General features: G+C 65.2%; 24 protein-coding genes and 1 pseudogene. 12 read left to right on the top strand and 13 right to left on the bottom strand.

Annotation, left to right across the window (positions count from 1 at the left end; translation table 11 throughout):
- The 3 genes from M2319_RS21480 to M2319_RS21470 all read right to left on the bottom strand — a co-directional run bounded on the left by M2319_RS21480 (nt 1) and on the right by M2319_RS21470 (nt 3,439).
- Nucleotides 1-726 carry a nucleotidyltransferase family protein gene (locus M2319_RS21480; protein WP_264603523.1) on the bottom strand — a complete coding sequence of 242 codons (726 nt, stop codon included), beginning with the start codon at nt 724-726 and terminating at the stop codon, nt 1-3.
- A gap of 88 nt (nt 727-814) precedes the next feature.
- Complete coding sequence (locus M2319_RS21475) at nt 815-1,933, bottom strand: NAD-dependent epimerase/dehydratase family protein (RefSeq protein ID WP_264603522.1); 1,119 nt, start codon at nt 1,931-1,933, stop codon at nt 815-817.
- Nucleotides 1,934-1,969: 36 nt separating this feature from the next.
- Entirely contained in the window at nt 1,970-3,439 is a 1,470-nt protein-coding gene (locus M2319_RS21470) for an undecaprenyl-phosphate glucose phosphotransferase (RefSeq protein ID WP_264603521.1), read from the bottom strand.
- 405 nt (nt 3,440-3,844) lie between these two features.
- On the opposite strand from M2319_RS21470, the gene M2319_RS21465 reads away from it, so the two are divergent.
- On the top strand, nt 3,845-4,912 hold the full coding sequence (locus M2319_RS21465; protein ID WP_264603520.1) for a polysaccharide deacetylase family protein: 1,068 nt from the start codon (nt 3,845-3,847) through the stop codon (nt 4,910-4,912).
- Between the two features lie 320 nt (nt 4,913-5,232).
- On the opposite strand, the gene M2319_RS21460 is transcribed toward M2319_RS21465, so the two are convergent.
- A complete protein-coding gene (locus tag M2319_RS21460; RefSeq protein WP_264603519.1) occupies nt 5,233-5,445 on the bottom strand; it encodes a DUF2842 domain-containing protein in 213 nt (70 codons plus the stop codon).
- A 195-nt stretch (nt 5,446-5,640) separates the two neighbouring features.
- Between M2319_RS21460 and M2319_RS21455 the strand changes: the two genes are divergently transcribed.
- A complete protein-coding gene (locus tag M2319_RS21455) occupies nt 5,641-6,723 on the top strand; it encodes a COX15/CtaA family protein (RefSeq protein ID WP_264603518.1) in 1,083 nt (360 codons plus the stop codon).
- Nucleotides 6,724-6,991: 268 nt separating this feature from the next.
- On the opposite strand, the gene M2319_RS21450 is transcribed toward M2319_RS21455, so the two are convergent.
- The 3 genes from M2319_RS21450 to M2319_RS21440 form a co-directional block, all read right to left on the bottom strand.
- Nucleotides 6,992-7,471, bottom strand: coding sequence for a DUF2214 domain-containing protein (locus tag M2319_RS21450; RefSeq protein ID WP_264603517.1), 480 nt, complete (start codon nt 7,469-7,471; stop codon nt 6,992-6,994).
- A complete protein-coding gene (locus tag M2319_RS21445; protein WP_264603516.1) occupies nt 7,464-7,832 on the bottom strand; it encodes a DUF6152 family protein in 369 nt (122 codons plus the stop codon). Before M2319_RS21445 ends, M2319_RS21450 begins: the two co-directional genes overlap by 8 nt.
- 212 nt (nt 7,833-8,044) lie before the next feature.
- Nucleotides 8,045-9,334 carry an O-acetylhomoserine aminocarboxypropyltransferase gene (locus M2319_RS21440; protein WP_264603515.1) on the bottom strand — a complete coding sequence of 430 codons (1,290 nt, stop codon included), beginning with the start codon at nt 9,332-9,334 and terminating at the stop codon, nt 8,045-8,047.
- 255 nt (nt 9,335-9,589) lie between these two features.
- On the opposite strand from M2319_RS21440, the gene M2319_RS21435 reads away from it, so the two are divergent.
- Nucleotides 9,590-10,342: a hypothetical protein gene (locus M2319_RS21435; RefSeq protein ID WP_264603514.1), complete on the top strand. Its 753-nt coding sequence runs from the start codon at nt 9,590-9,592 to the stop codon at nt 10,340-10,342.
- A 37-nt stretch (nt 10,343-10,379) separates the two neighbouring features.
- On the opposite strand, the gene M2319_RS21430 is transcribed toward M2319_RS21435, so the two are convergent.
- Nucleotides 10,380-10,865: a CoA-binding protein gene (locus M2319_RS21430; RefSeq protein ID WP_264603555.1), complete on the bottom strand. Its 486-nt coding sequence runs from the start codon at nt 10,863-10,865 to the stop codon at nt 10,380-10,382.
- Nucleotides 10,866-10,940: 75 nt separating this feature from the next.
- Nucleotides 10,941-11,759: pseudogene (locus tag M2319_RS21425) on the bottom strand (enoyl-CoA hydratase); the annotation flags it as partial.
- Nucleotides 11,760-11,928: 169 nt separating this feature from the next.
- On the opposite strand from M2319_RS21425, the gene M2319_RS21420 reads away from it, so the two are divergent.
- The 4 genes from M2319_RS21420 to M2319_RS21405 all read left to right on the top strand — a co-directional run bounded on the left by M2319_RS21420 (nt 11,929) and on the right by M2319_RS21405 (nt 13,926).
- A complete protein-coding gene (locus M2319_RS21420; protein ID WP_264603513.1) occupies nt 11,929-12,366 on the top strand; it encodes a PaaI family thioesterase in 438 nt (145 codons plus the stop codon).
- Between the two features lie 198 nt (nt 12,367-12,564).
- Nucleotides 12,565-13,029, top strand: coding sequence for a 50S ribosomal protein L13 (gene rplM / locus M2319_RS21415; RefSeq protein ID WP_264603512.1), 465 nt, complete (start codon nt 12,565-12,567; stop codon nt 13,027-13,029).
- Nucleotides 13,030-13,031: 2 nt separating this feature from the next.
- Entirely contained in the window at nt 13,032-13,526 is a 495-nt protein-coding gene (gene rpsI, locus M2319_RS21410) for a 30S ribosomal protein S9 (RefSeq protein ID WP_111434294.1), read from the top strand.
- 169 nt (nt 13,527-13,695) lie between these two features.
- The gene (locus M2319_RS21405; RefSeq protein ID WP_264603511.1) at nt 13,696-13,926 is read left to right on the top strand and encodes a hypothetical protein; all 231 of its coding nucleotides are present in this window, start codon (nt 13,696-13,698) and stop codon (nt 13,924-13,926) included.
- 188 nt (nt 13,927-14,114) lie between these two features.
- On the opposite strand, the gene M2319_RS21400 is transcribed toward M2319_RS21405, so the two are convergent.
- Both M2319_RS21400 and M2319_RS21395 read right to left on the bottom strand, forming a co-directional pair.
- A complete protein-coding gene (locus M2319_RS21400) occupies nt 14,115-14,813 on the bottom strand; it encodes a L,D-transpeptidase (protein ID WP_406682254.1) in 699 nt (232 codons plus the stop codon).
- Nucleotides 14,801-15,763: an ABC transporter substrate-binding protein gene (locus M2319_RS21395; RefSeq protein WP_264603509.1), complete on the bottom strand. Its 963-nt coding sequence runs from the start codon at nt 15,761-15,763 to the stop codon at nt 14,801-14,803. The genes M2319_RS21400 and M2319_RS21395 overlap by 13 nt, the downstream gene beginning before the upstream one ends.
- 297 nt (nt 15,764-16,060) lie before the next feature.
- Between M2319_RS21395 and M2319_RS21390 the strand changes: the two genes are divergently transcribed.
- The 3 genes from M2319_RS21390 (at nt 16,061) to argC (ending at nt 18,897) form a co-directional block, all read left to right on the top strand.
- Entirely contained in the window at nt 16,061-16,660 is a 600-nt protein-coding gene (locus M2319_RS21390) for a 2'-5' RNA ligase family protein (protein ID WP_264603508.1), read from the top strand.
- A 106-nt stretch (nt 16,661-16,766) separates the two neighbouring features.
- The gene (speB, locus tag M2319_RS21385) at nt 16,767-17,732 is read left to right on the top strand and encodes an agmatinase (protein ID WP_264603507.1); all 966 of its coding nucleotides are present in this window, start codon (nt 16,767-16,769) and stop codon (nt 17,730-17,732) included.
- A gap of 112 nt (nt 17,733-17,844) precedes the next feature.
- A complete protein-coding gene (argC, locus tag M2319_RS21380; protein ID WP_264603506.1) occupies nt 17,845-18,897 on the top strand; it encodes an N-acetyl-gamma-glutamyl-phosphate reductase in 1,053 nt (350 codons plus the stop codon).
- 80 nt (nt 18,898-18,977) lie between these two features.
- Here the strand turns inward: argC and M2319_RS21375 are convergent, their stop codons facing one another.
- The gene (locus M2319_RS21375) at nt 18,978-19,571 is read right to left on the bottom strand and encodes a DUF6653 family protein (RefSeq protein WP_264603505.1); all 594 of its coding nucleotides are present in this window, start codon (nt 19,569-19,571) and stop codon (nt 18,978-18,980) included.
- Between the two features lie 96 nt (nt 19,572-19,667).
- Nucleotides 19,668-21,473: a class I poly(R)-hydroxyalkanoic acid synthase gene (phaC, locus tag M2319_RS21370; RefSeq protein WP_319801810.1), complete on the bottom strand. Its 1,806-nt coding sequence runs from the start codon at nt 21,471-21,473 to the stop codon at nt 19,668-19,670.
- 223 nt (nt 21,474-21,696) lie between these two features.
- On the opposite strand from phaC, the gene M2319_RS21365 reads away from it, so the two are divergent.
- Both M2319_RS21365 and M2319_RS21360 read left to right on the top strand, forming a co-directional pair.
- Complete coding sequence (locus M2319_RS21365) at nt 21,697-22,140, top strand: hypothetical protein (protein ID WP_264603503.1); 444 nt, start codon at nt 21,697-21,699, stop codon at nt 22,138-22,140.
- Between the two features lie 236 nt (nt 22,141-22,376).
- The gene (locus M2319_RS21360; protein WP_264603502.1) at nt 22,377-23,594 is read left to right on the top strand and encodes an LL-diaminopimelate aminotransferase; all 1,218 of its coding nucleotides are present in this window, start codon (nt 22,377-22,379) and stop codon (nt 23,592-23,594) included.
- The last annotated feature ends 10 nt before the right edge of the window (nt 23,595-23,604 follow it).

Raw genomic sequence — 23,604 nt, 5'->3', positions numbered from 1 at the left:
TCATGCTCCGCAAGAGAACCGCATCGGGTCCTGTTCGAAAATGTCCTGGGCGAGGGCGTAGTCGTCGGGCCGGCCGATATCGAGCCAGAAGGCGTCCGACTTGTGGATGCGGACCTTCTCGCCCGCATCGAGCAGCTTCAGCACGAGGTCCGGGAAATCGAGATACTGGTCCTTCTCGATGTAGTTCAGCACCCGGGGCTCGTAGACGTAGACGCCCATGGAGACCGTGTGGGTGTGCTCCGGCTTCTCGATGTAGTTGGTGAGGACGCCGTTGTCGTCGGCCTCCAGGATGCCGAGATCGATCTTGGTCTTCTTCGAATGGGCCGCGATCGTCAGCGCCGCGCCGGACGCCTGGTGGGCATCGCACAGGTCGCGGAAATTGAGGTCGGTCAGGAGATCGCCGTTCATCACCATGAAGGTGCTGTCCAGATTTGGCACGCTGGCGAGCGAGCCCGCCGTGCCGGTCGGCGCCTCTTCTTCGACGAAGGAGAAGTTGATCTTCTCCGCCAGCGTCTTGTGCTGGCCGATGAAGGCACGGAAGAACTCGGCAAGGTGCCCGAGCGTCAGCGTGACGTCGTTGAAGCCTTGCGCGGAAAGCTGGCGCAGAAGCACTTCCAGGATCGGCTTGTCGCCGACCGGAACCAGCGGCTTGGGGAAGGTCGCAGTGAAGGGCCGAAGCCGCGTTCCCTTGCCCCCAGCGAGAATAACGATGCGATTACAAGGCATCTCAATTGTCCCATTCGTGGTCAGTCGGCGAAAGCGTGGCAAGAAGCGCGCCAGGGCGGCGGCAAAGCGGCCCCGGCGCCCGTATCGGTCAGCTCCGGGTGAGTTCGTAGTTACCGAAGAATGAACGGCGCTCCTCGACCTCATCGAGGAGATGGGCCTCAAGCGCCCACAGGATCTCGTCGATGCCGTCCTCGACCGTGTAGCGGCATTCAAAGCCGAGCTTGTCGTGGAGCTTCTGGAAGCTGACCCGGTAGTTCCGCGGGTCGGTGCTGTTCGACTTGTAGGCGACGTTGCGGTCGGGCAGGCGGGTCAACACCAGGTCGACGATCGACTGCTTGGTGTGGTTGTTGGCGTCGCTGCCGGCGTTGAAGACCTCGAAGGCGACCTCGTCGACCGGGAACTCCAGCACGTGCCGGATCAGCCGGCCGAAATCGCTGACATGGCAGTAGGGCCGCCAGGTGTCCGCATCATAGACCAGCAGTTCCTTGTCGAGCGCCAGCTCGCGGGTGAACTCGTTGACGGTGAGGTCGAAGCGCATGCGCGGGGCAAGGCCGAAGGCGGTGGCAAAGCGCAGGATGGTCGGCGCGAAGTCGACCTTGCCCTCAAGCGACAGCAGGTGCTTCTCGATCGCCACCTTGGATTCGGCATAGAGCGACAGCGGCTTCAGCGGGCTATCCTCGCGGGCCAGCGTTCCCTCGTCCATCATGCCGTAATTGGAGCAGGTGGAGACGAAGATGACCTTGTTGAGGCCCTTGCCGTTGAGGTGGTCGATGCATTTCTCAACGGCGACGTCGTTGACCTTGTGGGCCTCTGCCGGGAATTTCTTGGTGATCGGGTCGCCGACCAGGCCGCCGAGGATGACCACGTCGGTGACGTTCTCAAGGGCGCGGTCGAGGTCATCGGGGTTGCCCATGTCGCCGAAGACGAAATCGTAGTCCGGATGGGGCAGGGCGCCCATCATCGCGGACTGGTGATTGTAGACCAGAAGGTCGAGATTGGTGACGGCAACACCATTGCGCAGCAGTTCGGTGGCGACCGGGCCGCCGATATAGCCGGCGCCGCCGACGATCAGCACCCGGCGCTGGCGGTCGGCGCCGTAGCGCGCGGCGAAGCGCTCGGCCTCTGCGGCAATGCCGAGGGCGTTCCGGGTGAGGGCGGCGTCGCCGCTCTTTGCGGCGGGATGCGGGGGCTTGAAGGGCGTGTTCATGTCGGCGCTCACTTTCGCTGTGATGATGTCGGGCGTTTAGAGGGCGTTCTTGTGGACGATGCCGAGGAAGGGCGTCGCGGCGAGGATTTTGAGATCCATCCAGAGCGACCAGTTCTCGATGTAGTCGAGGTCGTATTCGACGCGCTTGCTCATCAGCTCCGGGTCCTCGGTCGGGCCCCGGAACCCGTTGATCTGGGCCCAGCCGGTGATGCCGGGCTTGACCCGGTGGCGGGTCTCGTAGCGCGCCAGCATGCCGGCATACTGGTCGTTGAGGGCGATCGGGTGCGGCCTGGGGCCGACGACCGACATGTCCCCGAGGAGCACGTTGAAGAGCTGCGGCAGTTCGTCGATGGAGGTCTTTCTGAGGAACGCGCCGACCCGGGTGACGCGCGCATCGCCGCGCACCGCCTGGCGGAAGTCGTCGCCGTCCTCCATCACCCGCATGGTGCGGAACTTGAAGACGTTGATGACCCGGTGATTGAAGCCGTGCCGGCGCTGGCGGAAGAAGACGGGGCCCTCGCTGTCCAGCTTGATGGCGATCGCGGCGCCGATCATGATCGGGGCGGCAAGGACGAGCGCGACGCTCGCAACCGCATAGTCCTCGACGATCTTGACCAGATAGGACCAGTCGGAGATCGGCTTGCGCTGGATGTCGAGCAGGCGAAGCTGGTTGAGGGACGAAACGCCCCTTATCGGGACATGGCCGTTGCCGATGCCGAGATAGAGCTGCACCTCGGTCGGCAGCACGGCGAGCGCCGTCAGCATCCGCTCCAGGTCCTTCGGCGACATCATGGAGGCGGCGACGATGATGGTGTCGAGGTGGTTGGCCTGGCCGTATTCCACCAGTTCGCCGATGTCGCCGGCCGGATTGCCGTCGGCCCGCGGCTCCTGGCGCGAGAAGACGCGTGCTACCCGGATGCCGAGGTCGGAGGTTCGGATTTCCTCCGCGATGTCCTTTGCAAGCCCGGCATTGCCGATGATCGCCACCGTCTTCTGGATGAAGCCGCGGGCGGCAAGGCCGGCGAAGATCCGCGCCGCGATGGCGCGCAGCACCGTGACGGAAACGACCGAGGCAAGCAGCCAGGAGACGAACCAGACGCGGGAATAGTCGTTGGCGACGCCGGCAACGAAGCCGATGACGATGACGGCGACGAAGGCAAGGATCACGCAAAGCGCGACCTTGCCGATGGTTGAGGAAAAGCGCCGGAGCTGGGCGAAGTCGTTGAGGCCGCGCTGGCGCTGGAAGAGGGCGGCGAGCACCGGCACGACGAGGAGCGGCGTCAGGTACTCCGCGAAATAGGCATCGACCTGAAGCCGGCCGCGCACATAGATCTCGGCGATGGCGAGCCCGATGAGGAAGATCGCCAGCATTTCCGCCGCGACATAGATGTCGACCGTGATCCGGTCGCCGACAAGCCGCGAAAACCGGCTGGCCCAGGCGCTGCGCGGTCCGAGATCGATCGGCGGCGATCGCATTTCGGACGGATGGATGTGGTCCGTCGACATGGCGGAGTCCTTATTTGGCGGACCGTATCGAAACACCGGAAAGGCATGCCGGATGTATCAATTCGGGCCGGTTCATCATTTTCTGTCGGGAAGGCAGCAAGGACTATGCCATGGGAGGTCTTGGTGCGGCTTCGACCAAGTCGTGACGCGCATGCCGGCGCATTAACCTTATCGCGTCGAAATTAACCTTTACGAAAGATAAACGGACACGCTCCCTTGGTCGCAAAACGTCCTTGCGTCATCTTTGCGGTAAGGGTCGTCCGACGATCGGGATCGATGCGCGCTGCCGGGTTCAAGGTTTTTAAAGGCGCATCGTCTAGTCTTGGTCTGGGCGGCACCGTTTCGCCGGCCGGCGTCGTCGTCGGCGCCACCAATGAGAATTTCGGATCAAGCGGTTTGTGACCGATGGCGACTATGGCGGGATTGTCGAAACGCGATGCCTACAAGGCCGGTCTGAACGCCCTCTATTTCACGGGGACGCACCGGCTTTTGGCGCCGTTCACCCAAGGTCTCGGCGCGATCCTGATGCTGCATCGGGTCGCGCGCGAGCCGGCGAGGGGCTTCAGTCCCAATGCCTTTCTGGAGATCTCCCCGGACTATCTGATCCAGGTGCTGGAGTATCTGCGCGCTGAGGACTACGACATCGTCGCCCTCGACGAGGTCCCCGGGCGGCTCCAGAACCCGGACGGACGGCGCTTCGTCGCCATCACCTTCGACGACGGGTTCCGGGACAATTACGAGATCGCCTATCCGATTCTGAAGCGCTACGGCGCGCCGTTCACGGTGTTCGTGGCGTCCGCCTTTGCCGACCGCACCATCGATCTGTGGTGGGTGGCGCTGGAGCGGATCGTCGCCCACAGCAACGAACTGACCGTGGCGCTGCACGGTCGCGAGCGCTCGTTTGAGTGCGCCCGTCCGGCCGACAAGATGAAGACCTTCGATACCTTGCAGAAATGGCTGACGATGACGGCCAGCGAGGACGAGCAGCGCGAGACCATCCGCCGGATGGCCGAGCGGGCCGACCTCGACCTTGCGGAAATGAACGCCGAACTGGCCATGACCTGGGGCGAGATCAGAGAGCTTTCCGACGATCCGATCGCCACCATCGGCGCCCACACGGTGAATCACTACGCCGTCGCCCGCCTCGACGCCGACCGTGCCCGCGAGGAGATCATCGCCGGCGCCGACCGCATCGCCCGCATGACAGGGAAGCGGCCCGAGCACTTCGCCTATCCCTATGGCAGCGCGATGGCCGCCGGCCCGCGCGATTTCGAGATCGTCCGCGACCTCGGCTTCAAGACCGCCGTGACGACCCGGCCGGGGCTCCTCTATGGCGATCACGTCGATCACATGACGGCGCTGCCGCGGGTCTCCCTCAACGGTGAGTTCCAGGCCATCCGCTACCTCGACATCCTGCTGACCGGCGGCCCGCTCGCCCTCAACAACGGGTTCCGCCGGCTGAACGTCGCGTGATGTTTTTTTGCGGATGCGGAGCAGGGCGGGCGTCACGTCGGTCGCGTCTAATGCCTCAGCGATAGCCACAAACTCCGCCGTCACCCCGGCCCCCCGAGTCGGGGTCTAATGCCCGTCTAACCGCGGTATGCCGTTGATTGGGGCACCGCCGCTCTGGATTGCTTCGCTTCGCTCGCAATGACGGGCGATAGTCTTTAGGTGTCTCAATGTCATTGCGAGGAGGCCGTCAGGCCGACGCGGCAATCCAGTCCGCCTCTCCAAAACGCGCGGTCTCAATTCTGATAATAAGCATAATAAAATCAACAAGAAAAAAGAAAAACCTAAATCACTTTATCAGGTTTCTGCATCCACGAAATGAGCGCCATGGCCGGCAGCACCCAGGCGAAGCCGGCGATGACGTAATAGACGATCTGTACCAGCTTGGTGGTGCCGGGCAGGAGCGCGACGCCAAGGATCATCGCCAGGAACACATAGACGATGACGAAGGCGACGAGGACCAGCGTCCCGACCAGTTTCCGCACCCGTTGCCGCATCGAATTCGCCCGTTTCCGTTGATCACCAAGCAGCGGCCCGGTACCGCCGCCGCCTGCCTACAGCCTTTCGCCCGTCCTTGTCGAGACGCAGCACGCGCGGCATTTCTCCTTGAGCCTCGTTGCCGCCGGGGATATTCGACTGGCAGCACGTCATTCAAGGAGCGGTGAGAGACGATGGTCGCGGCGATTGCTGGAATGGACGAGGGACGACGGGTCGGCAGGTATGGCGCCGACCGCACGCTGATCCGCACCTGGCTCACCGTCGTCGCGGTGCTGATCCTGGCCATGGTCGTCGTCGGCGGCGCCACGCGGCTGACGGATTCGGGCCTTTCGATCACCGAATGGAAGCCGATCCATGGCGCCATCCCGCCGCTCAATGCCAGCGAGTGGCAGGAAGAGTTCGCCAAATACCAGCAGATCCCCGAATACGACCTCGTCAACAAGGGCATGACGATCGATGAGTTCAAGACCATCTTCTGGTGGGAATGGGCGCATCGCCTGCTCGGCCGGCTGATCGGCGTCGTCGTCCTCGTGCCGCTGGTGGTCTTCTGGGCGAGCGGCCGGCTGGAGCCCTGGCTGAAGCCGCGGCTGGCGGTGCTCTTCATCCTCGGCGGGCTGCAGGGCGCTGTCGGCTGGTGGATGGTGGTCTCCGGGCTCGCCGACCGGGTCGACGTCTCGCAATACCGGCTCGCAACCCACCTGACCTTCGCCTGCATCATCTTCGCCTACACGGTCTGGCTCGCCGGCAGCCTCGCTCCGGCAAAGGAGCCGCCCATGCGCGCCGGCTGGGCGAAGGTGACGGCCTATCTGCTGCTCGCCATGGTCTTCGTCCAGATCTATCTCGGCGGGCTGGTCGCCGGCATCAAGGCCGGTCTCATCTACAACACCTGGCCACTGATCGACGGCGCGCTGATCCCGGACGGACTGTTGTTCGAGAGCCCGGCCTGGCGGAATTTCTTTGAGAACCACCTGACGGTGCAGTTCGATCACCGCATGGCCGGTTATCTGTTGTTCGTCCTGGCCCTCCTGCACCTGTGGGCGACGCTGCGCGCCTATGCCGGCACGGCATTCTCTCGCCGAGCCATCGCGCTCGCCGTCCTTGTCCTTGTGCAGGCGACCGTCGGTGTCCTGACGCTTCTGCACGTCGTGCAGATGCACCTGGCGCTGACCCACCAGGCCGGCGCCGTGATCGTGCTCTGGCTCGCCACCCGCCAGCTCCAGTCCGTCACCATCGGCGAGCGCGGGGTGGGCGACGGTAGGGTCGAGCCGGCAGAGTAGAGGGAAGCGTTCCCGGCGGCCCGAACGGTTCGCCGCTCCCCGTTGCCGCAAACTCCGCCGTCACCCCGGCCCCCGAGCCGGGGCCTATTGCCCCTATCCGCTCGGTATGTCGTCGGCAGGCTCATTCGGCAATTGCCACACTGCTGCAGTATGGCAAATCGCGGTCCGCGTACCGTATCGACAGGGGCAATGGGTTCCGGCTCTCCGCTTCGCTACGGCCGGAATGACGGGAGAGGGAATACCGGCGGCGTCACAAACGCGCCCGAACTTACCCCGCAAACGCGATCAACCGCCCGCAGACGAGCGCCGAAAGCCACCACAGGATCGACAGGCCCGGCAACCAGAACCGCTTTTCTTGCGCGCTGCGCTCCAGCCAGAGGCCGTGGCGGGCGTGCAGGGTCAGAGCGGTGACGATACCGGCGGCGACGATTCCCATTTTGGCAAGGAACACCGGTAGCGCGAGATAGTCGGCGGGCTGCACGGAAAACAGCAGCACCCCGCTCGCGATGGCGATGACAAGACCGGTCGCCGCCGTCGGCACCAGCACCCGCACCAGCGACAGCCGGTCGGCGGATTTCCAGAAGCCGAGCAGCTTCAAGTCGAGCGGCAGCACCGCGCCGACGAGGAGCGCGATGCCGAAGATATGTGCCGCACTGACGGCGGCGTAGCCATAGCGCGAGAAGCGCAGATAGTGCGCCACCGCGGTATCCCCGAGGAGCACCGCGGCGGCGAGGAACCCGTCAGTCACGGCCGGGATAGAGCAGGTATTCCCTGTCGCCGAGATAGATCTTCTCGGCCTTCATCAGGCGCTCCTTCATGTCCGCCGACGGCTCACCGACGATGCGGACCTCCACGCCCTCGGCAAGATCGCCGTCCTTGAGCCCCGCGCGCTCGTTGCGCCAGGGCTGGCCGACCTCCACGGTCCACATCTCGCCCTCCGCATCGACCGTCAGGACGCCATGCGGGTTGCCGAGCTTTGCCGTGCGGATGATGCCGGTGAGTTCGATGTTGTCGCCGGTCGTCCAGCGCCAGCCGTGATGGGCAAGCGCGGGGATAGCGGAAAACGCCATCAGGCCGACCAGCGCGGCCATCGTCCAAAGTCGGGTCATCGGGGCCTCCCGTGTCGTGCCAATCCCGGCACAAAGGCCGGGATGCGTTCGGATCGAGGATCGCACGCAAGGCGCACGACCCGAACCGGCAACGCGATCACAAGAGGGTCGGTGCCGTCACGTCTGCGTTATCCGCGCCGGCAGGCACACGAAAAAGGGCCGCACAGGGTTTTCCACCTGCGCGGCCTTGGCGTTCGAAATCGGGACGGCGATCAGCCGATGGCTGAAAGCGCCTGGTCGAGATCGGCGATGATGTCGTCGGCCTCCTCGATGCCGATCGAGACCCGGATCACGTCCGGGCCGGCGCCGGCCGCCACCTTCTGCTCGTCGGATAGCTGGCGGTGGGTGGTCGAGGCCGGGTGGATGATCAGGCTGCGCGTGTCGCCGATATTGGCGAGGTGCGAGAACAGCTCGACATTGGAGACGACGGCAACGCCGGCGTCGTAGCCGCCCTTGACGCCGAAGGTGAAGACGGCGCCTGAACCCTTTGGCATCAGGGCCTTGGCGAGCGCGTGATAGGGCGAGGAGGGCAGGCCCGCATAGGAGACCCAGGCAACGGCCGGATGCGCATCCAGCCATTCGGCGACGAGCTGGGCGTTATCGCAATGCTTCTGCATGCGAAGGCCGAGAGTCTCGATGCCGGTCATGATCTGGAAGGCGTTGAACGGCGAGATGGCGGGCCCCAGATCGCGCAGGCCGAGGACGCGCGCGGCGATGGCGAAGGCGAAATTGCCAAAGGTCTCGTGCAGCACCATGCCCTGATATTCCGGCCGCGGCTCGGACAGGAACGGATAGCGCCCGCCCTTCGACCAGTCGAAGCTGCCACCGTCGACCAGCACGCCACCCATGGAGTTGCCGTGGCCGCCGAGGAATTTCGTCGCCGAATGGACGACGATGTCGGCGCCGTGCTCCAGCGGCTTACAGAGATAGGGCGTCGCCATGGTGTTATCGACGATCAGCGGCACGCCGGCCTTTCGCGCGATATCGGCGATCGCCGCGATGTCGGTGATGCTGCCGCCCGGATTGGCGATGCTCTCGATGAAGATCGCCTTGGTCTTGTCGGTGATAGCGTCGGCAAAGCTCTGCGGGTTGTCGGCGTCGGCCCAGGCGACGTTCCAGCCGAAGCTCTTGAAGGAATGGTTGAACTGGTTGATCGAGCCGCCATAGAGCCGGTTGCCGGCGACGAACTCGTCGCCCGGCGTCAGCATGGTGTGGAAGATCAGCATCTGCGCGGCATGGCCGGAGGCAACCGCCAGGGCCGCCGTCCCGCCCTCAAGCGCCGCGACGCGCTCTTCCAGGACGGCCGTCGTCGGGTTGGTGATGCGGGTGTAGATGTTGCCGAAGGCCTGCAGCCCGAACAGGGACGCGGCGTGGTCGACGTCGTCAAAGACGAAGGACGTGGTCTGGTAGATCGGCGTCACCCGGGCCCCGGTGGTCGGGTCGGGCTGGGCGCCGGCATGGACGGCGAGCGTTGCAAAGCCGGGTTCGCGGTCGGCGGTCATGAAAATTCCCCCTGTTGGTGTCGGCGGGTTGTTGCGTATCTGGTTGTCAGATGTCAGGCGCGTTTGTTGCCGAGAACGGAGCTTCCGTCAAATGAGGCGGGGCTAATTTAGAGGCTGTTGAGAAAGTCGCTTAACCACGGCGACGCCGCCGCCGGATTCAAGCTTGCGGGCGCGCCTCTCAGGATATTTAACCTCTGATTGCGATTTTGAAATCGTGGTCCTGATGGATAGCGCATCGAACGGGTCGAAATCGACATGCCGCGCCCGCCCCGCATGCTTTCACGCGCTTTATTGCTGCGCCTTGCGCTTTGGATGCCGATGGCGGTCGCGGCGTCCCTGATTGTCTATATCTTCCTTGGCGTTGAAGGTCGCACGTGGGTCGCGCAGGCCGTCGATGTTTCCAGAAACGCCGGTTATTTCATAAATTTATTCGGGTTCGTCCTGATCTTGGCGGCGCGGCGGTATTTGTTCCTTGGCGTCAATATCCTCTTTTCGCTGTCGATGCTGGCGTGCGCGGGCCTGGGTGTGCTGGATGCTTTTCCCGGAACCGGAGCGCGGTACGGGAACCACGGGGCCGATGCCACAGCCGCAATCGGATTGGTCAACTATCTCGTGCTGAGCCTGGCCTTGCCGAAGCAAGGCAGGGCGGCATTTGCGGCATTGGCAAGCGCCTTTCCGGTCGTGGCGATAGCCGCGTACGTTGAGATAACCGCTCCCTTGGCGCGAGAATTCGACGCCGTCGACGCCAAAACGACCTGCATGTTTCGCACCCGGCTACCTGTCCGGGGTGCCGCCAAGGTGGAGCGGATCGACGCGTTCTCCGACCTGGATCTGGGCTACGTCGTCGGCGAGCGTTCGCCACGGGTCGCAAAGGTCAAGGGAGGAGAGGCGTATCTGTGGCGATACGGCGCCCGAGAATTCTCAAAGGCGTTCGACGACGCCGGATTGCCATCAACGCTGCCGTCGGACCTGGTTCGCCGATGTGCGGCCGAACGCGAAAATCGCTAGGTTATGCTGCACTTTGCGCGCTTACCTGCTGCATGCATCACGCATGCTTGTGCGGTCCGGCGCGCAGGCCCAGGTGCTGGAAACCCTTCTGCAGCTTGGGGCGCTTTGAGGAGATCGTGCGGCTGTTGACACCGGTCCAGGCGATCTCGTGGGAGAGGCGGCCGTATTCGATCTTCGGGCAGCGGTTCATGACGACGCGGACGCCGGCGTCCTCGGCCCTTGCCGCCGCCTCGTCGTTGCGCACCCCGAGCTGCATCCAGATCGCCCTCGGCCGCGGGTCGAGCCGCAGCGCTTCCTCGGTGATCGCCGCGGCGGCGGCCGAATTGCGGAAGATGTCGACCATGTCGATGCGGCCGGGAATGTCGGTGAGATTGGCGTGGACCGGCTGGCCGAGCAGGTCCTTGCCGGCAAGGCCGGGATTGACCGGGATCACCCGGTAACCCTTGGCGAGCAGATATTTCATCACGAGGTGGCTCGGCCGCGTCGGGTTGGCACTGGCGCCGACGATGGCGACGGTCTTCACGCTATCGAGGATGCCCCGGATATAGGCATCGTCATAGGCGTCGTGGTCGACCGCGACCGGCGCCGCGGCCGGCACATCCTCTTCCCAGACAGGCTTGCGCTTGTCGATGAAGGCGGCAATGCCGATTTCCGCATCCGCCATCATCAGGTTGTCGACAATGACGGTGCTCATCTCCGCATAGGCATCCGTGATGCCGGCCTCGACCTGGCGGTAGAAGGCGGCCTTGCCGAGGGCGACGACCTTGCGGGACTTTTCCGCCGCCTGCCGGGCGAGCGCCAGCGTCACCGAGGAGAGTTCCTCGGCCTGCACGACCCGGTTGACGAGGCCGAGCTCGCGGGCCCGTTCCGCATCGATGATCGTGCCCGTCGTCAGCATCTCCATCGCCGCCTTGCGCGGCACGTTGCGCGACAGTGCCACCATCGGCGTGGAACAGAAGAGGCCCGCATCGACGCCGTTGACCCCAAAGCGGGCAAGGTCCGAGGCGACCGCCATGTCGCAACTGGCAACGAGCTGGCAGCCGGCGGCGGTGGCGATGCCGTGCACCTCGGCAATGACGACGACGGGAAGCCGGGCGATCGTCAGCATGGTCTCGGTGCAGGCGGCGAACAGCGCATCATAAAACGCCTTGCCGCCGTCCTCGTCGGACCGGTGCGCCGTGATCTCTTTCAGGTCGTGGCCGGCGCAAAAGCCGCGCCCGGCGCCGCGGATGATAACCGCGCGCACCTTCGGGTCGGCGCCGACGGAATCGAGCTCGGCCTTCAGCGCCTGAAGCAGCGGCATCGAGAGGCTGTTCAGCGCCTTCGGCCGGTTCAGCGTCAGGATGGCGACGCCCTCGGCGTCCTCGCGGGTCACTGGCGGCTCGGCATCGGCGAAAGGGGCGGCTTCAACCGTCATCGCTTTTCCTCGGACAGGACAGACATTTTCGCGCAACACTAGCGGCCTTCGCCCGCGCCGTCGATGGCGAGGCACCCACATCGAACGGGAATGCGTCAGCCTCCTTGCCATAGCGCCCCGCTTCGGCAAAATGGCGACCAACGACAGAAAAACCGGGGGAGGGGTGCGGATGGCGCTCGAACCGATCATGAGCGCGGACGAGGTCATCGCGCTGCTCGACCGCGAGTTCCCGCAGATCCACGAGGGCGGCCAGTCCTATTTCATCGAGGGCATCGCGCCGGGCGCCGCGAGCCTGCGCCTTCATGCCGCCGCGCGGCACCTGCGCCCCGGCGGCACCGTTTCCGGCCCGGCGATGATGACGCTCTGCGATCTCGCCGCCTATGTGGTGATCCTCGCCCATATCGGCCCGGTGGCATTGGCCGTCACCACCAATCTCAACATCAATTTCCTGTCGAAGCCCGAGCCGGGCGACATCGTCGCCGACTGCCGGCTCCTGAAACTCGGCAAGCGGCTAGCCGTCACCGAATGCCGGATGCACTCGGTCGCCTCCGACACCATCGTCGCCCACGCCACGGCGACCTATTCGATCCCGCCCCGGGACAAATGAGTATTATTTTACCGCAATGGCAAATGACTGGTTTTGAACGTTTTTTTGAAGAAAGCGCTTGACGGCGGGGCGTCGCTCCCGTACATCACGCGGCGATTGGCGGCGGCCGGCTCGGCCGCCTTTCGCGTTTTTCCCGTCAAGGGGACTGCGCGCCGACCGATAAAACCCGATCGAAACACGAAAACCAGGGCTGATCGCATGAAGACCTATTCGGCCAAAGCGTCCGAGATCGAGAAGAAATGGATCTTGATCGACGCCGAGGGCGCCGTCGTCGGCCGTCTTGCCGCTTTCGTCGCAAATCGTTTGCGCGGCAAGCACAAGGCGACCTTCACGCCCCATATGGACTGCGGTGACAACGTCATCATCGTCAATGCGGACAAGGTGGTGTTCACCGGCCGCAAATATACCGACAAAGTCTACTACTGGCACACCGGCTATCCGGGCGGCATCAAGGATCGCACCGCGCGTGAGATCCTGGAAGGCCGGTTCCCCGAGCGCGTCGTCGAAGCGGCGATCAAGCGCATGATGCCGGGTGGCCCGCTGAGCCGCACCCAGCTCAAGAACCTGCGCATCTATGCCGGCGCCGAGCATCCGCACGAGGCCCAGCAGCCCGAGGCCGTCGACCTGGCGAGCTTCAATGCCAAGAACAAGAGGAGTGCCTGAGAATGGCCGACGAAATCCAATCTCTTGAGGATCTGGGTACGGCACTCGGCACCACGCCGGTCGCCGCCGCCGAGTCCGAGGGCCCGGTCCACGTCCAGAAGCTGGACGCCCAGGGCCGCTCCTACGCCACCGGCAAGCGCAAGGACGCGGTCGCCCGCGTCTGGCTGAAGCCGGGCAGTGGCCGCATCACCGTCAACAAGAAGGACTTCACCGAGTATTTCGGTCGTCCGGTGCTGCAGCTCATCGTCCGCCAGCCGATCCTCGCGGCTGACCGCGACGGCCAGTACGACATCGTCGCCACCGTCTCCGGCGGCGGCCTGTCCGGCCAGGCCGGCGCGCTGCGCCACGGTATCTCCAAGGCGCTCACCTATTACGAGCCGGACCTGCGCGGCATCCTCAAGAAGGGCGGCTTCCTGACCCGCGACTCCCGCGTCGTGGAACGCAAGAAATACGGCCGCGCCAAGGCCCGCCGGAGCTTCCAGTTCTCCAAGCGCTAAGGCGTTTTGCGAGACTGCACGAATTGGGAAAGGGCCGCGCACCGCGCGGCCCTTTCTGTTTGTGTCGACCAAAATCCGATGGGCTGACAAATGTCAGCCCGTCGGCGCTTTTTCTTCCGGTTACAATCGGCGATGATTGATCGGAAAGCGGGCAAGATGTGGCGGACACATGGGACGACGACTGCGCAACAAACGCTTCAACGAGCGCCTCAAGGCCGTCGGCGGCGCCTTGCGGCTCGCCGGACTTTTCGTCATTTCATGGGCGTTCGTCGCACCGGTGATCGGTCAGGGCGACACGGAAAGGCTTTCCGACTGGTCCGTTTGGGTTTGGATTTTCGTCGGCTTTGCCCTACTTTTAGCGGAATGGATTGCTTTGGGTTTCCTGCGAGAAGAAGACTAGCATGACCCTTTTGCCACTTTGGCCGCCATTGCTATTGCTCGCCGCCGCAGCGATGGTGCTTGTCGGCATCTACATCTATAGCCGGCGCCTGGACCGCCAGGATCACTCTCGTTCCCATCACTGAGGCGAGGCCGAGGTTAGACCAAGCGAGCACAGTCACTTCTCCAACTGCGCAATTTTGGCCTGACCTACGACTCATACAACGCCGCCCCCGACATCAGCACGATGACCTTCGAGCCGACGCCGACGCGGGTGTAAAGGTCCTTGATGTCCTCGTTGTTGAGGCGGATGCAGCCGGACGAGACGTTGAGGCCGATCGACCAGGGCTCGTTGGTGCCGTGGATTCGGTAGAGCGTGTCCTTGCCGCCGTAGTGCAGGTACATCGCCCGCGCGCCGAGCGGGTTTTCCGGCCCGCCGGGCATGCCGCTGGCATATTTCACCAGCTTCGGATCGCGCTCGATCATGTCGGTCGGCGGTGTCCAGGTCGGCCATTCGGCCTTGCGCCCGATGGTGACGACGCCGGACCAGCCGAAGCCGTCGCGGCCGACGCCGACGCCGTAGCGGATCGCTTTGAAGCCGGGCTGGACGAGATAAAGGAAATGCTGGTCGGCATCGATGATGATGGTGCCCGGCCGCTCCGCCGTCTCGAAGTCGACGACCGTGCGGCGGAACCGCTTCGGCGTGCCGCCCTGCGCCGTCGCCGCCTCTTGGACGCGCTTCGGATTGTAGACGATCCACTTCTTGGAGACAGGATCCCAGTAGCGGGATGCCTCGGCGACGGCCGCGGCCGAAATCCCGGCAATGCCGAGGATCGCGACCGCAAGGAACGCAGCCCTCTTCAGCCGGGAGAGGGGGGCGGTGTGAGTTCTCTCGGTCATTTCAGCCACCCCTCGATGCGCTCCGCATTGTCGGCGACCCACTCGCCGGCGAACTCCGCCGGGTCCTTGCGCTCCGCGACGAGGGCGTAGGTCATTGCCGAGATCGTGTCGGTGTCGAGCTCCACATTGGCGAGCAGCTTGGCGACGTCGGGATGGGCCTCCTCCAGCGCCTTCTGGTAGTGGATGTGCAGGAACGAGACGTCCCAGGCGACCGGTGCCGACGAATTCTTCAGCCAGTCCGGGTCGTCAGACGGCGTGTGCACGATCCACTTCGTCGGGTCGTGCGCCGGCTCGTCCAGGAGCTTGACGTCGTGGAGCTGGAACAAATGGTGCGGCGCGTAGCAGTAAAACACCAGCGGTTTGCCAGTCGCCGCCGCCACGTCGATCATCGCCATCGCCACCGTCTCCTCGCCCTCAAGCAGCGTCATGGTGGCGTCGTAGCCGTAGCTCTTGGCGCGGATCTTCTCGATCCGGGTCGAGGCCCAGTCCTTGTCGCCGATCCAGACCTCGCCCTTGCCGTTGCTGTCGGTGTCGAAGATCTTGACCTTTTCCGGGTCGGCGAGGTCGGAGATCGAGGCGATGTGGTATTTCTCCGCCGTCGCCGCCGTCGTGCACATCCCTTGCGTTGCCGGCACGCCGTGCCGGTTCATCGCCACCGTCTTGCGGCCGTTGACATAGTCGAGCATCAGGGCGCGGTGGTTCGGCAGCCAGACCTCCGGATGGACCTGCATTTCTCCGCTGTCCATGGCCGCGAAAATCTCCTCGTTGGTGCCGGCCTTGTAGGCGACCGAGACGCCGAACTTCTGGTGGATGATTTCGCCGAGAACGTGCGCCGTCGCCTCGGCCGAGGACCAACTCGGCACGCCGATGACGATATCGGCGGCCCGCGCCGGGCCATGGGTCGCCAGTGCGGCCAACATCACCGCAAGTGCTGCAAGAAAAACGCGTCGTTTTGCCATCAGAGCCGCCATCTCCGTCCATAGCCGACATGCACCCGACCCGATCGACCGCCGGGTCCGGAGGTCACACGCTACAAACTACCGGGCGTAGCTCGAAGTTTCTACATGTTTCCATTTAGGGTGGTGGATCCAACGCGTCGCCGAGTGCGCAGCGCGCCTCCGGACTGTTCGAACGGGTCCGCGTGAGCACCCGTCGACGGCGCATGTGCGAACGGGCGATGCCGTGGCGGCGCTGCCACGAAAAGAGTCGACATCGACGCCGTGCAATGAGAACATATAGAGAACAAATAGGGCGCGTTGGATAACGAGATGGCGGGCGGTCAGCTTTTTCTCGATCTGGGCATGCAGGAGCGGCCGGATCTCCTCTATTTCGCCCTGCGCCCGAACGCCGGCGCTGCAGCGGCGATGCTCGACGTCGCGCGGCGATGCAAGGAGCGTCACGGCCTTTCGGAGCGCCCCTTCGGCGCCGATCGGCTGCATGTTTCGCTCGTGCCGGCGATCTCCGGGCGTGGCGTCCGCAGGGACGATGCCGCGGCGGCTGTTCGCGCCGGCGCCTGCGTCAGGGCGGCGCCGTTTCCGGTGGTCTTCGATCGCCTGTGCACCTTCGGCGGTGCGCAGAAGCGTCCCGTGGTGCTCTGCAGTCGCTGCCGGATCGCGGCGCTGGAGGAGTTGCGGCAGGCGCTGCGGGGCGAACTCGTGAAGGCCGGGCTCTGGCAGGGTCCGGCGCTGTTCCGGCCGCACGCCACCTTGTTGTGGGGCCGGCGGCCGGTGCCGGACACCCGCCTCGACGAGGCGATCGGCTGGCTCTGCGACGGCTTCGTGCTGGTGAAAAGCCTGGTGGGCCAACGCCGCCACGTCGACCTCGGGCGGTGGCCGCTCGACGGCGCGGACGGGTGAGGGCGCCCCGACCCGATCGTTCGCGCAGCCAGGCGGCTTTACAGCCGGCATTTGCAACGTCAGGATCGTTTGCCGCGCAACACCGATTATTGTGAGCCGAGAACCGTTGAGCACAAAATCCGGACCGCCCAGAACCGACAATGCCGTCCACGGTACCTCGCTCTATGGCGGCAGCCACGAGCCGGCCTATTGCGGCGCGCTCTCCTTCATGCGCCGGCGCTACAGCCGCGACCTCGACGGCGTCGACGTGGCGGTCTGGGGCGTCCCGTTCGATGCCGCCGTCTCCGACCGGCCGGGCGCCCGCTTCGGACCGCAGGGCATCCGCAAGGCGTCTGCCACCTTCTGCGGCGACCCGAACTACCCCTTCGCCTTCGACATCTTCGAGACGCTCGCGGTCGTCGACTATGGCGACTGCGCCTTCGACTACGCACGCCATGCCGAGATCCCCGGCCATATCCGCCGCCAGGCGAGCGAAATCCTCGATGCCGGCTGTCACCTGTTCTCCATGGGCGGCGACCACTACGTCACCTGGCCGCTGCTCCAGGCCCATGCCGAGCGCCACGGCCCGCTCGCCATCGTCCAGTTCGACGCCCACCAGGACACCTGGGACGACGACGGCGACCGCATCGACCATGGCACCATGATCGCCCGGGCGGTGAAGGAGGGGATCATCGATCCGGCCGGCTCGATCCAGATCGGCATCCGCAGCCACGCGCCGGACGATTTCGGCATCGAGATCGTCTATGGCGACGAGATCGAGACCCTCGGCGTCAAGGGCATCATCGACGCCATCGTCACCCGCGTCGGCGACCGCCGCGCCTATATGACCTTCGACATCGACTGCCTCGATCCCGCCTTCGCTCCGGGAACCGGGACGCCCGTCGCCGGCGGGCTGTCGAGCCGCGAGGCGCTGTCGGTCCTGCGCGGCCTCGGCGCTATCGAATTCGTTGGCGGCGATGTCGTGGAAGTCGCGCCGGCCTATGACCACGCCGACGTCACGTCCTTGGCGGCCGCGTCCATCGCCCAGACCTATCTCGGCCTCCTTGCCGAGCGACGCCGCAACGGAAGCTGACGCCGATCCCCCGCGACAGGATTTTTGCCGCCGGGGCACTGGCGGCGGCGGTGCTGCTGGCGTAAAAGGCGCCGCGAGAAAGACATTTCCCGACAGTCAGATGGAGACGGCAATGGTCGAGAGTATCCGCATCGGCGTTTTGGGCGCGTCCGGTTATACGGGCGCCGACATGGTGCGCCTTGCCGCCCGCCACCCGCGGATCGAGATCGCCGCGCTGACGGCCAATACCCATGCCGGCAAGGAGATGGCGGAGGTGTTTCCCCATCTCGGCGTCCTCGACCTGCCGACCCTGCAGAACTGGGAGGAGGTCGACTGGGGCACGGTCGACGCCATCGTCTGCGGCCTGCCGCACGGCACCACCCAGGACATCACCAAGCAGATCCTGGCGGCCCATCCGCGCACCCGGATCATTGACATGTCGGCCGATTTCCGGCTGCGCGACACCTCCGTCTATGCCAGCACTTACGGCCAGAACCACCGCGCCCCGGAGATCCAGCCGGAAGCCGTCTACGGCCTGTCGGAGCACTATCGTGCCGAGATCGCCGGCGCCCGGCTCGTCGCCTGTCCCGGCTGCTATCCGACGGCCGTGCTGACGGCGCTCTTGCCGATCGTTGCCGCCGGCATCGTCGATGCCACCGATCTCGTCATCGACGCCAAGTCCGGCGTCTCCGGCGCCGGCCGCGGCCTGAAGCAGAACACGCTGTTTTGCGAGGCGGGCGAGGGGCTCTCGCCCTATTCCGTCGGCACCCACCGGCACGCGCCGGAGATCGAGCAGGAGATCACCCGGGCGGCCGGTGAGGCGGTGCGGGTCAACTTCACGCCGCACCTGGTGCCGATGAGCCGCGGCGAGCTGGTCACCTGCTACGTGAAGCTGACCAACGGCGCGTCCCCCGCCGACGTGCGCGAGGCGCTCAGGCGGCGCTATGCGGAAGAGCCCTTCGTCCATGTCCTGCCGGAGGGCGGCATTCCCGCCACCCAGGCCGTGCGCGGCTCCAACCACGTCATGGTCGGCGTCTTCCCCGACCGCATTCCCGGCCGCGCCATCGTCATCGGTGCGCTGGATAACCTGGTGAAGGGCTCGGCCGGCCAGGCGCTGCAGAACCTCAACCTCGCCTTCGGCATCGAGGAGACCGAGGGCCTGATGCAGATCGCGATGTTCCCGTAAGGGCTTCCGCGCTCCAGTCCGTCAGCCTTTGACGGCCATCGTGGAAACCGGGCTGTGCGGGCGATAGGGACGGGCGGGGCTTACCCCTCCCGCCGCTTCCGCCGCGGCCATTTGCGGGCCGCTTCGTTGTCGTTGACCGGGATGCGCTCCCAGGAGCGGTAGATCGGGTCCATGTCCTTCATGTCCTGGTAGAGCCAGACCATGCGGTCGAGGAACCAGAATTTTCCCAAAAGCACGATGACGATGCCGATGAGCGTCGGCCAGAACGCGGCGAGGAACGTGCCCCAGAGCGCGATCACCGCGCCGGTCGCGGCGATGCCTGCAAGGATATGCGCGACGACCGCATGGTGGCGCGGGATCGGGATGCGGTGGCGATTGAGCCAGACCCGCTCGCCGAAGGTCGCCCGCGCGTGCCAGGTGTCGGTGCGCTTGGGCGCAGGGAAGATGCGCGGATTGAGATAGGTCCAGACGGCGACGAGCCCGACGAGGGAGAGCGCGCCGCCGATGCCGACCCAGCGATGGCTCCAGACCGCGAGCACCAGGAGCGGCAGGCTCGCCGCCCGGGTCCAGACGCTCCAGCCGCTGGCGTGCCGGCGCCAGACGCCGTCATCCATCCGGAACAGGCGGCTCAGCCACTCGTCGTAGCGCAGTCGGTCCTTGTTGCCTTTCTTCATCGACGATTTCCGCCTCAATGGGGTCGCATCGCCCGCCCGCATGGTTGTCCGGCCTTTTGCCGCGATCGTCAACAATCGCGACGATGGCGCCCGCCCTCAGTCCCGCATCCTGACATAGCTGCCGGGCGCGTCCTCGATCGGCTTCAGCTTGCCGCCGCCCGGCTTTCGCGCCTTCACCTTTTCACCGGCAAGGCCTGAGACCCATTGCTGCCAGTAGGGCCACCAGGAGCCGGGCGTCTCCTTTGCCTTGCCGACCCAGCTCTCGAAGCTGCCGGTCGGTTTGCCGCCCGTCCAGTACTGGTACTTGTTGCGCGACGGCGGGTTGACGACGCCGGCGATATGGCCGGACCCGGCCATGACGTATTCGACCGGCCCGCCGAAGGAGGTGCAGCCGAGGAACACCGATTTCGCCGGCGCGATGTGATCCTCGCGGGCGGCAAGGTTGAAGATCGGCACCTTCGACTTGGAAAGGTCGAGGGTGACGCCGCCGACCACCATCCGCTTCTGGCTGAGATTGTTCTCCAGATAGCAGTTGCGCAGGTAGAAGGAGTGGTTCGCAGCCGGCATCCGTGTGGCGTCGGAGTTCCAGTAGAGGAGGTCGAAGGGGAACGGCTCGCGCCCCTTCAGGTAGTTGTTGACCACATAGGGCCAGATCAGGTCGTTGGAGCGCAGAAGGTTGAAGGCGTTGGCCATGCGCCTGCCTTCCAGATAGCCGCGCTCGGCCATCCGCCGCTCCACCGCCTCGATCTGCTCCTCGTCGACGAAGACCTTCAGGTCGCCGGCATGGGTGAAGTCGATCTGGGTGGTGAAGAAGGTGGCGCTGGCGATCCGCTTGTCCTTCTTGGCCGCCAGATAGGCGAGGGTAACGGCCAGCAGCGTGCCGCCCACGCAGTAGCCGACGGCGTTGACCTGCTTTTCCCCGGTCGCCTGTTCGACGACCTTCAGCGCTTCCAGCACGCCTTCCAGCATGTAGTGCTCGAAGCTCTTGCGGGCGAGGCGCTGGTCCGGGTTGACCCAGGAGATGACGAAGACGGTGTGGCCCTCGCCGACCGCCCATCGGATGAAGGATTTGTCCGCGTTGAGGTCGAGGATGTAGAACTTGTTGATCCAGGGCGGCACGATCAGGAGCGGCCGCTTCAGCACCTCGTCCGTCGTCGGCGTGTATTGCAGCACCTGGCAGATGTCGTTCTGGAAGATCACCTTGCCGGGCGTCGTCGCCAGGTTCTCTCCGACCTTGAACTTCGTCGGGTCGGACTGGCGCAGCCGCAGGTCGCCGCCGCCCGCCTTGATGTCCTCGGCCAGCATGTGCATGCCGCGCACCAGGTTCTCGCCGTTGGAATCCAGCGTCTCGCGCAAAAGTTCCGGATTGGTCAGGATGAAGTTGGTCGGCGACAGCGCATTGGCGATCTGCTTGACGTAGAAATCGGCCTTGTGCCGCGTGTGCTCGTCGAGGTCGGCGGCGTCGGCGACCATCGTCTCGGCCCATTGCGAGGTGATGAGATAGGCCTGCTTCAAGAAGTCGAAGAACTGGTTCTTCTGCCACTCCGGATCCTGGAAGCGCTTGTCGCGCGGATCGGGCTCGATCGTCGGCGAGGAGGCCTCGCCCAGCATGCGGCGCATGGAAGCGCCCCAAAGCTCCATGAAGCCGCTCCAAAGCCGCATCTGCGCCTCGAAGGTGCGCTGGGGATCGGACAGCCAGTATTCGCCGACCCGCGACAGGGTCTTGATAATCTCGGCGATGGTATCGGCAAGGTCGGACTGGATCTCGCCCTTTTCCCGCGGCTCCGAATAGGCGGCCATCGCCTTTCCGGCCTCCTCGATGACGCGGGCCAGATTCTGCGCAAAGACTTCGGGATCCTTGACGAGATAGGGCAGATTGGTGTCGTCGGTGCCGGACTCCATGCCCGTTTCCTCCCCGGTACTCTGGTGCATTCTTCAGGGAACTCCGCTCGATGAATCCGCCGGATGCAACCGTTTTGATTATAATAGGCAGCGATGGACCGCCCAATGCAAGGGCGCGTCGAGTTTTTGCCACGAACGGTGCGCAGTGTTATCGCACGTGACTGTGACAGCCGGTGGGGCCGGCGGACCGGCAATACCGGCTTCGATGAGATTCGCAAGACCTATGACCGATCAATATGTTGCGCTGCCGCGAAGGAGCCTTGCCGTGTGTCTCCTGTGCCTCGGTGCCCTTGCCGGGGCCGTAGGGAACGCGCGCGCGGACGACGGGCCGATGCAGCTTCTGCCGGAAGGGTTCCTCTCCGGCGCGCCGGTTGCAACCGAGGCCGCGCCGGCGGCGCCCTCGGACGGCGCTGCGCCGGCGACGTCCCGGCCTGTCGCCCCGGCAGCGTCGTCCGGACGCCAAGAGGGCGCGCCCGTCTTTGACGCTTCGGGCCGCCCGGACCTCCTGAAGGAGGAGGAAAAGGACCGCACCATCGAGGACCTGCGCGCGCTGGCGGCCCGCAACGCCGCCCGCGCCGGCGCCCGCGGGCCGGCCTTCGCCACCCGTCTGAAACGCCTCGGCGAGAGCCACGGCAAGGAGGCGCTGGAAGAGATCGAGAACAACTGACCCCGTTTCCCTTCCGTCAGGTGCTGCAGCGACAATTCGCGGGCCGACCGCCATTTCACGTTGAAAGGCGGCATCAGGTCCGGCACCATGCCGGGATTCAAGGGAAAACAGCCGAATCGGCGGGCCCGCTGACGCGCCGCCCCGCCGGACCGCTCTGAAACCAAGGGCCGTTCCGAACCGCGCAACCGCTGCAAAGCCGCCTGCGCCGCCGTTCGACCAAGCCTCCGGACGAGAAAATGGACGAATTCCACAAGATCCGCCGCCTGCCGCCTTACGTCTTTGAACACGTCAACCGCCTGAAGGCGAGCGCACGTGCCGCCGGCGCCGATATCATCGACCTCGGCATGGGCAATCCCGACCTGCCGACGCCCGAGCACATCGTGGAGAAGATGGTGGAGACCGTGCGCAAGCCGCGCACCAACCGCTATTCCGCGTCCAAGGGCATTCCGGGCCTGCGCCGCGCCCAGGCCGCCTATTACGACCGCCGCTTCGGCGTCAAGCTCGATCCGGAGACCCAGGTCGTTGCCACGCTCGGCTCCAAGGAAGGTTTCGCCAACATGGCCCAGGCGATCACCGCGCCGGGCGACGTGGTGCTGGTCCCCAATCCGAGCTATCCGATCCACGCCTTCGGGTTTTTGATGGCCGGCGGCGTCATCCGCTCCATCCCGAGCGAGCCGGGCCCGGATTTCTTCTTCGCCCTGGAGCGGGCGATCCACCATTCGACGCCGAAGCCGATTGCGGTGATCCTCTGCTACCCGTCGAACCCGACCGCCTGCGTCGCCGACATCGAGTTCTATCGCGATGTCGTCGCCTTCGCCCGCCAGCACGAGATCTTCGTGCTGTCCGATCTCGCCTATTCGGAGATCTATTTCACCGAGACGCCGCCGCCCTCGCTGTTGCAGGTGCCGGGCGCCATGGACATCGCGGTCGAATTCACCTCCATGTCGAAGACCTATTCCATGCCCGGCTGGCGCATGGGCTTTGCCGTCGGCAACGAGCGGCTCATTTCCGCGCTGGCCCGCGTAAAATCCTATCTCGACTACGGCGCCTTCACGCCGATCCAGGTCGCCGCCGCCGCCGCCCTCAACGGGCCGCAGGACTGCGTTGCCGAGTTCCGCGAGACCTATCGCAAGCGCCGCGACGCCATGGTCGACGCCTTCGCCCGCGCCGGCTGGGAGATCCCGGCGCCCGAGGCCTCCATGTTCGCCTGGGCGCCGCTGCCGGAACGCTTCCGCGAGATCGGCTCGCTGGAGTTCTCCAAGCTCCTCGTTGAAAAGGCCGACGTCGCCGTTGCGCCGGGAATCGGCTTCGGCGAGCACGGCGAGGGCTATGTCCGCATCGCCATGGTGGAAAACGAGCAGCGAATCCGCCAGGCCGCCCGCAATGTGCGCCGGTTCCTTGAAACGGCGGAGGAAACGTTGCACAACGTGGTCCCGATCAGCGCCCGCGGTTAGCCACGGGCGC

The sequence above is a fragment of the Rhodobium gokarnense genome (genome assembly GCF_025961475.1).
GTDB lineage: Bacteria > Pseudomonadota > Alphaproteobacteria > Rhizobiales > Rhodobiaceae > Rhodobium > Rhodobium gokarnense.
The sequence above is the reverse complement of the archived record's forward strand: the minus strand, read 5'-3'. Positions and strand labels throughout refer to the sequence as shown.